This is a genomic window from Evansella tamaricis, assembly GCF_019042215.1.
Classification (GTDB): domain Bacteria; phylum Bacillota; class Bacilli; order Bacillales; family Salisediminibacteriaceae; genus Evansella; species Evansella tamaricis.
This window is the reverse complement of the sequence record NZ_JAHQCS010000114.1, coordinates 1-5,516: the sequence shown is the minus strand read 5'-3', so window position 1 is coordinate 5,516 and position 5,516 is coordinate 1. Positions and strand designations below refer to the sequence as shown.

Here is a 5,516-nt window from a genome sequence, read left to right as displayed (position 1 = left end):
TGGTATGTCAACACTTATGTGGACAAATATTTAAAGGTGTATTAACTTGTATTCAGACGGTGTTAAATAACCTAGTGATCCATGAATTCGAATATTATTGTACCAATGTACGTAGTCAAAAAGTTCAAGGTCAAGTTCGTGTTGGCTAGAGAAAACCTTCCCATGAACGAACTCTGTTTTGATTGTCTTGAATGTAGCTTCAGCTACGGCATTGTCATAAGGCGTTCCTTTTTCACTCAATGAGCGTTCTATACCAAAGGCTTCTAGGGCTTGATCAATCAGTTTATTTTTAAATTCACTTCCTCTATCTGTGTGGAATAATTCAAGTCTATTAAGATTGTATTTTACTGATGTGAAGGCACGCTGAACTAACTCAGCACTTTTATGAGGACCAGCGCTGTAGCCAATAATTTCACGATTATATAAATCTACTAAAACACAAATATAATGCCATTTCTGTTGAACTCGAACGTATGTTAAATCACTCACAATCACTTTCAGTTCCTGGTCTTGATCGAATTCACGGTTCAATGTATTCCCTATCTCCGATTCATTACAAGACGTTCTAGAAGGCTTGAATTGTGCTACGGTGTATTTGGAAACTAATCCTTGTTCTTTCATGATTCGGCCAATACGCCGGCGAGAAACCTTCCAACCCTTCTTTTTTAGCTCTATCTTTATCTTTCTCTGGCCATAGTTATCCCGACTTTTCTTAAAAATATCGACGATCAGATTCGTTAACTCTTCCTCTTGGTTATCTCGAATCTCTGCTTCATAATAATACGTACTTCTCGGTAGTTGTAGGACCTCGCACATTGCTGATACCGAGTATTTGTGACTGTTCTGTCGGATCACATCTACTTTCGTCCCATGATCAGCGCGGCTTGCTTTAAAATATCATTCTCCATTGCTAGTCGTTGATTTTCTTTTCGTAAACGAATTAGCTCTTCTTGTTCCGGTGTACGGTTCTCTTTCTCTTCAAAAGACCCACTATTCTGGTGCTGCCTAACCCACTTATCAAAGGCAGATGGCGTCAGCTCGTATTCTTTGATAATTTCAGCCCTTGGCTTACCAGAAGCGTGCAACTGAACTATTTGTTCCTTAAATTCTTTTGTGTAGCTCCTTCTCTCTCGTTTGGCCATTACCGATTCCCCTCAGCGTTTATTTGAATCAAGTGTATATGACCTTAACGAATCTGTCCAACCAAGTGTAACCTATACACTTCGACTTTATTAATACAGTATAGTCCTCTATTTAATTAATCTATACCTCACTCACATATGCGCCTATATGTCTTCCTCTACTAGTGTTTCGAATAAAAGTTACTGTCCATCGGGCAATACCACGTCCTGTCTATTGACACTTCCGAAAGGACCAAAACATCTTAATTCCTCAAAAAAAGATGCCCTCCCCTCCAACGTCAATGGGGCAGAACATCTTTTTTAACTAGCGATTCTTTAGTTCTTCCACAAGTAATTGATTTACTAATTGTGGGTTAGCCTTCCCTCTGGATGCTTTCATTACTTGTCCTACGAGGAACCCAATTGCTTTATCTTTTCCATTCTTATAATCTTCAATAGACTGTTGATTTTGGTCAAGAATATCATTAACCATTCTTTTTATTTCGCCTTCATCGGAGATTTGTACGAGCCCTTTATCCTTTACTATCTGTTCAGGATCTCCACCATTTTCTACTAATTCATTAAATACCTTTTTAGCAATCTTAGAGGAAATTGTCCCTTTTTCAATCAGTTGAATCATTTTCACCAGAGCTTCAGGTGTCATAGGAACATCTTCAATCTCTTTACCATTGGCATTTAAATAGCGGTTCACTTCTCCCATTATCCAATTAGAGAGAGGTTTTGCTGGGGCTTTATACGTCAAACAAGCTTCAAAGAAATCACTCATGGACTTTTGCTGTGTTAGAACATTAGCATCATACTCTGGTAACTCCAGTTCTTCCACATACCTTTTCCTCCGGGCATCTGGTAATTCTGGGATCTCAGCACGAATCTTTTCCTTCCACTCTTCATTTATTTGAAGATCAACAAGGTCTGGGTCTGGGAAGTAACGGTAATCATCGGACCCTTCTTTTACCCTCATTAAAATGGTTTTCCCGCCTTTTTCATCCCAACGTCTCGTTTCTTGAAAAATTTCACCGCCTGAGGATAAAACTTCTGCCTGTCTTACTTCTTCATAGGCTAATCCCTTTTGGACAAAAGCGAAGGAATTTAAATTTTTGAGCTCCGTTTTAGTACCAAAACGCTCCTGTCCTTTAGGGCGAAGGGAAACATTTGCATCGCACCTTAATGAACCTTCTTCCATCTTACAGTCGGATACCTCAACGTACTGCATAATTGCCTTTAGTTTTTCCAAATAGGCATAAGCCTCTTCTGGAGATCGGAGGTCAGGTTCGGATACGATTTCCACTAATGGAGTTCCTACCCGATTAAAATCAACTAATGAATATCCCGCTCCATCCACATGGGTTAACTTTCCTGCATCTTCTTCTAAATGGAGGCGGGTAATTCCTATCTTCTTTGTTTTTCCATTAACTTCAATTTCAATCCAGCCATTTTCCCCTACTGGTTTGTCAAATTGAGAGATTTGATATGCTTTTGGGTTATCTGGATAAAAATAATTTTTCCTGTCAAACTTTGTTACCTCAGCAATCTCACAATTAAGTGCCATTGCTGCTCTCATTGCGAATTCCACAGCCCTCTTATTCAAAACTGGAAGAACACCTGGATGTCCTAAACAAATGGGGCATGTATGAGTATTTGGTGGAGCTCCAAATGCCGTAGAACACCCACAGAAAATCTTGGAATTTGTTTTTAATTCCACATGCACTTCTAATCCTATGATTGTTTCAAAACTCATGATAATCCCCCCTTACAGTTTTGGTTTTAGTTTGTGAAAATCTGTTGTCTGTTCAAACGCATGGGCAACACGGAAAACCGTGGATTCATCGAAATAATTCCCTATAATTTGGAGACCAACTGGTAGTCCGTTTGCCAAACCTGCGGGAACACTGATTGCTGGAACTCCAGCCAAGTTAACCGGAATGGTTAGTACATCTGTAGCATACATGGTCAGAGGGTCATCCACTTTTTCACCGATTTTAAATGCTGTAGTTGGTGCCGTCGGACCTATAATCACATCATATTTTTGAAAAACATCATCGAAGTCCTTTTTAATTAATGTTCGTACTTGTTGTGCTTTCTTATAGTAAGCATCATAATACCCAGAGCTTAATGCAAACGTCCCGAGCATAATCCGCCTTTTTACCTCGTTACCAAAACCTTGACTTCTCGTTTTTTTGTACGTATCAATGAGATTGTCCCCTTCTACCCGTACCCCGTAGCGAATACCGTCAAATCTTGCTAAATTAGCCGATGCCTCTGATGATGCCAGGATATAATAAGCGGCAATCGCATACTTAGAATGGGGTAAGGAAACTTCTTCCCAAGTAGCACCAAGATCTTCGAGTTTCTTTAAGGCTGCTTGGATATGTTCTCGGACTTCTTCACTAACTCCCTCACTTAAGTATTCTTTTGGTACAGCAATTTTTAAACCTTTTACATCACCTGTTAGTGAAGACTGATAGTCAGGCACTTCCACATTTGCACTAGTGGAATCGAGTTTGTCATATCCAGCAATAGCCTGTAAAACAAAGGCGTTGTCTTCTACCGTTCTAGTGATTGGACCAATCTGATCCAACGAAGAAGCAAAAGCAACCAATCCAAATCGGGATACTAATCCATAGGTTGGTTTTAAACCAACGACACCACAAAATGCCGCAGGTTCTCGGATGGACCCACCAGTATCAGATCCCAAGGAAAACAGGACTTCTCCTGCTGCTACGGACGCTGCTGATCCCCCACTAGAACCACCTGGAACTCTTTCTGTATCCCACGGGTTTCGAGTTAGTTTATATCCGGAGTTCTCCGTTGATGACCCCATTGCAAATTCATCCATATTCAATTTCCCAATTGTAACTGAGTTAGCGACTTTTAACTTTTCAACAACCGTTGCATTATGAACAGGTTCAAAATTCTCCAATAATTTACTGGCACACGTCGTTCTAATTCCTTTTGTTACAATGTTATCTTTAATACCAACGGGGATTCCGAATAAGTTTCCCTTTATACCATCAGATGAAAGGAAGTCATCCAGTTCTTTTGCCTTTTTCCTTGCTTCTTCTTCTGCAAGATAAAGGAAAGAATCAACTTTAGTTTCCACTTCATTTATTGTTTTATATGACTGGTCCACAAGGTCAGAGACTGTTATTTCTTTTTTATGTAATAGTTCATGAATGTCTTTTATTCTGTGATCAAATAAACTCAACTTATTTCCCCCCTCTACTCGATAACAGATGGAACTTTAACTTGTCCATCTTCTTGATCTGGTGCATTTTTTAATGTATCTTTACGGTCTAACGATGGTTTTATTTCATCTTCACGAACGACATTTTTCACATCTAGCGCATGGGATGTGGGAACAACATTTGTTGTGTCGAGCTCATTTAACTGTTCCGCGTAAGTAATAATATCATCTAGCTGTTTTGCAAATGTTTCTAATTCTTTCTCTGTAAATTCTAATCGGGCTAAATTAGCTACATGCTCTACCTTTTCCTTTGTAATTCGTTCCATATACTCACCTCCGTAACGTCCCTTTTTCACTGTACATCACAATAGTATGATAATACCAAATAACGCATTGACAAGCAATCTAACCAGAAATTGGGTTTGCGTCAACCATTTGTGGGCATTTTTTTTAGTAAGTTCAGGAATGCCTCTTTTTGTTTAGTTTTTAACACATTTTGATAACGCTTTCCTAATTTAATAATTTGTTCTCACTTAATTAACAACAGTTTTTTTACAATAAGTTAAATGTTTATACTCGAATCCGTTACAGACGGACGCTTTCACACAAGGTACAAGTGCGACATCTGCTCATTCTTCGCAGTGTCTTCTTTGCCGCCGGGCACGGCCTCAGCCTCCTCGCCGCAAAAACCAGCGTCTGCGGGGTCTTCACCTCGCGCTATTCCCGCAGGAGACGCCGCCTTTCACTCCTTCGATCCCATGGAGTAATAGTCTCTTAAGCCTTTTAATGCTTCCACTAGAGGCTTTCCAACGGCATGTTGTAAATAAGCCATATTGTTGCGTGTTGCTTCTGCTGCACTGTCCTTAAACTTCTCTACAAAGTGCTTAGGTGGCTTATTTTTTTGTGAACTTTCCTCATCTAGTCGTCCCAATTCTTGTTTACCGTGCGATACGTAAAAGATTGGCTAACTATGACGGAGATGGATTTATGGTGCCTAGGCTCACGAGCGTAGGGCAGTGGAGGAATGACAACCGAAGTCCGCTCCTTGACTTCGGTTGTCAGTTCCGAAGTGTCCCTTAGCGAGTAGGAAGCAACTGAAAAAGTTTAAACCCACTTTTTCAGTTCCTTTTATTTGTATGGCAATGGCTGCGCTCGTCGCTCGCCTGATAGGAGAAAACCACTCCTATCAA

The 5,516-nt window shown here is 40.0% G+C and carries 5 protein-coding genes; all 5 read right to left on the bottom strand.

Annotation, left to right across the window (positions count from 1 at the left end; genetic code table 11):
• Positions 1–30 precede the first annotated feature (30 nt).
• Positions 31–1,142, bottom strand: a protein-coding gene (locus KS419_RS14285; protein WP_217066546.1) for an IS3 family transposase whose coding sequence is annotated in 2 segments (ribosomal slippage) — positions 31–893 and positions 893–1,142 — 1,113 coding nt in all. Because the reading frame shifts where the segments join, the coding sequence is not laid out codon by codon here.
• A gap of 304 nt (positions 1,143–1,446) precedes the next feature.
• Positions 1,447–2,880, bottom strand: coding sequence for an Asp-tRNA(Asn)/Glu-tRNA(Gln) amidotransferase subunit GatB (gatB, locus tag KS419_RS14280; RefSeq protein WP_217067071.1), 1,434 nt, complete (start codon positions 2,878–2,880; stop codon positions 1,447–1,449).
• A 12-nt stretch (positions 2,881–2,892) separates the two neighbouring features.
• On the bottom strand, positions 2,893–4,347 hold the full coding sequence (gene gatA, locus KS419_RS14275) for an Asp-tRNA(Asn)/Glu-tRNA(Gln) amidotransferase subunit GatA (protein WP_217067070.1): 1,455 nt from the start codon (positions 4,345–4,347) through the stop codon (positions 2,893–2,895).
• Positions 4,348–4,361: 14 nt separating this feature from the next.
• Positions 4,362–4,652 carry an Asp-tRNA(Asn)/Glu-tRNA(Gln) amidotransferase subunit GatC gene (gatC, locus tag KS419_RS14270; protein WP_217067069.1) on the bottom strand — a complete coding sequence of 97 codons (291 nt, stop codon included), beginning with the start codon at positions 4,650–4,652 and terminating at the stop codon, positions 4,362–4,364.
• Positions 4,653–5,068: 416 nt separating this feature from the next.
• Positions 5,069–5,257, bottom strand: a complete 189-nt coding sequence (locus KS419_RS14265; RefSeq protein WP_217067068.1) for a hypothetical protein — start codon at positions 5,255–5,257, stop codon at positions 5,069–5,071.
• Between the last annotated feature and the right edge of the window lie 259 nt (positions 5,258–5,516).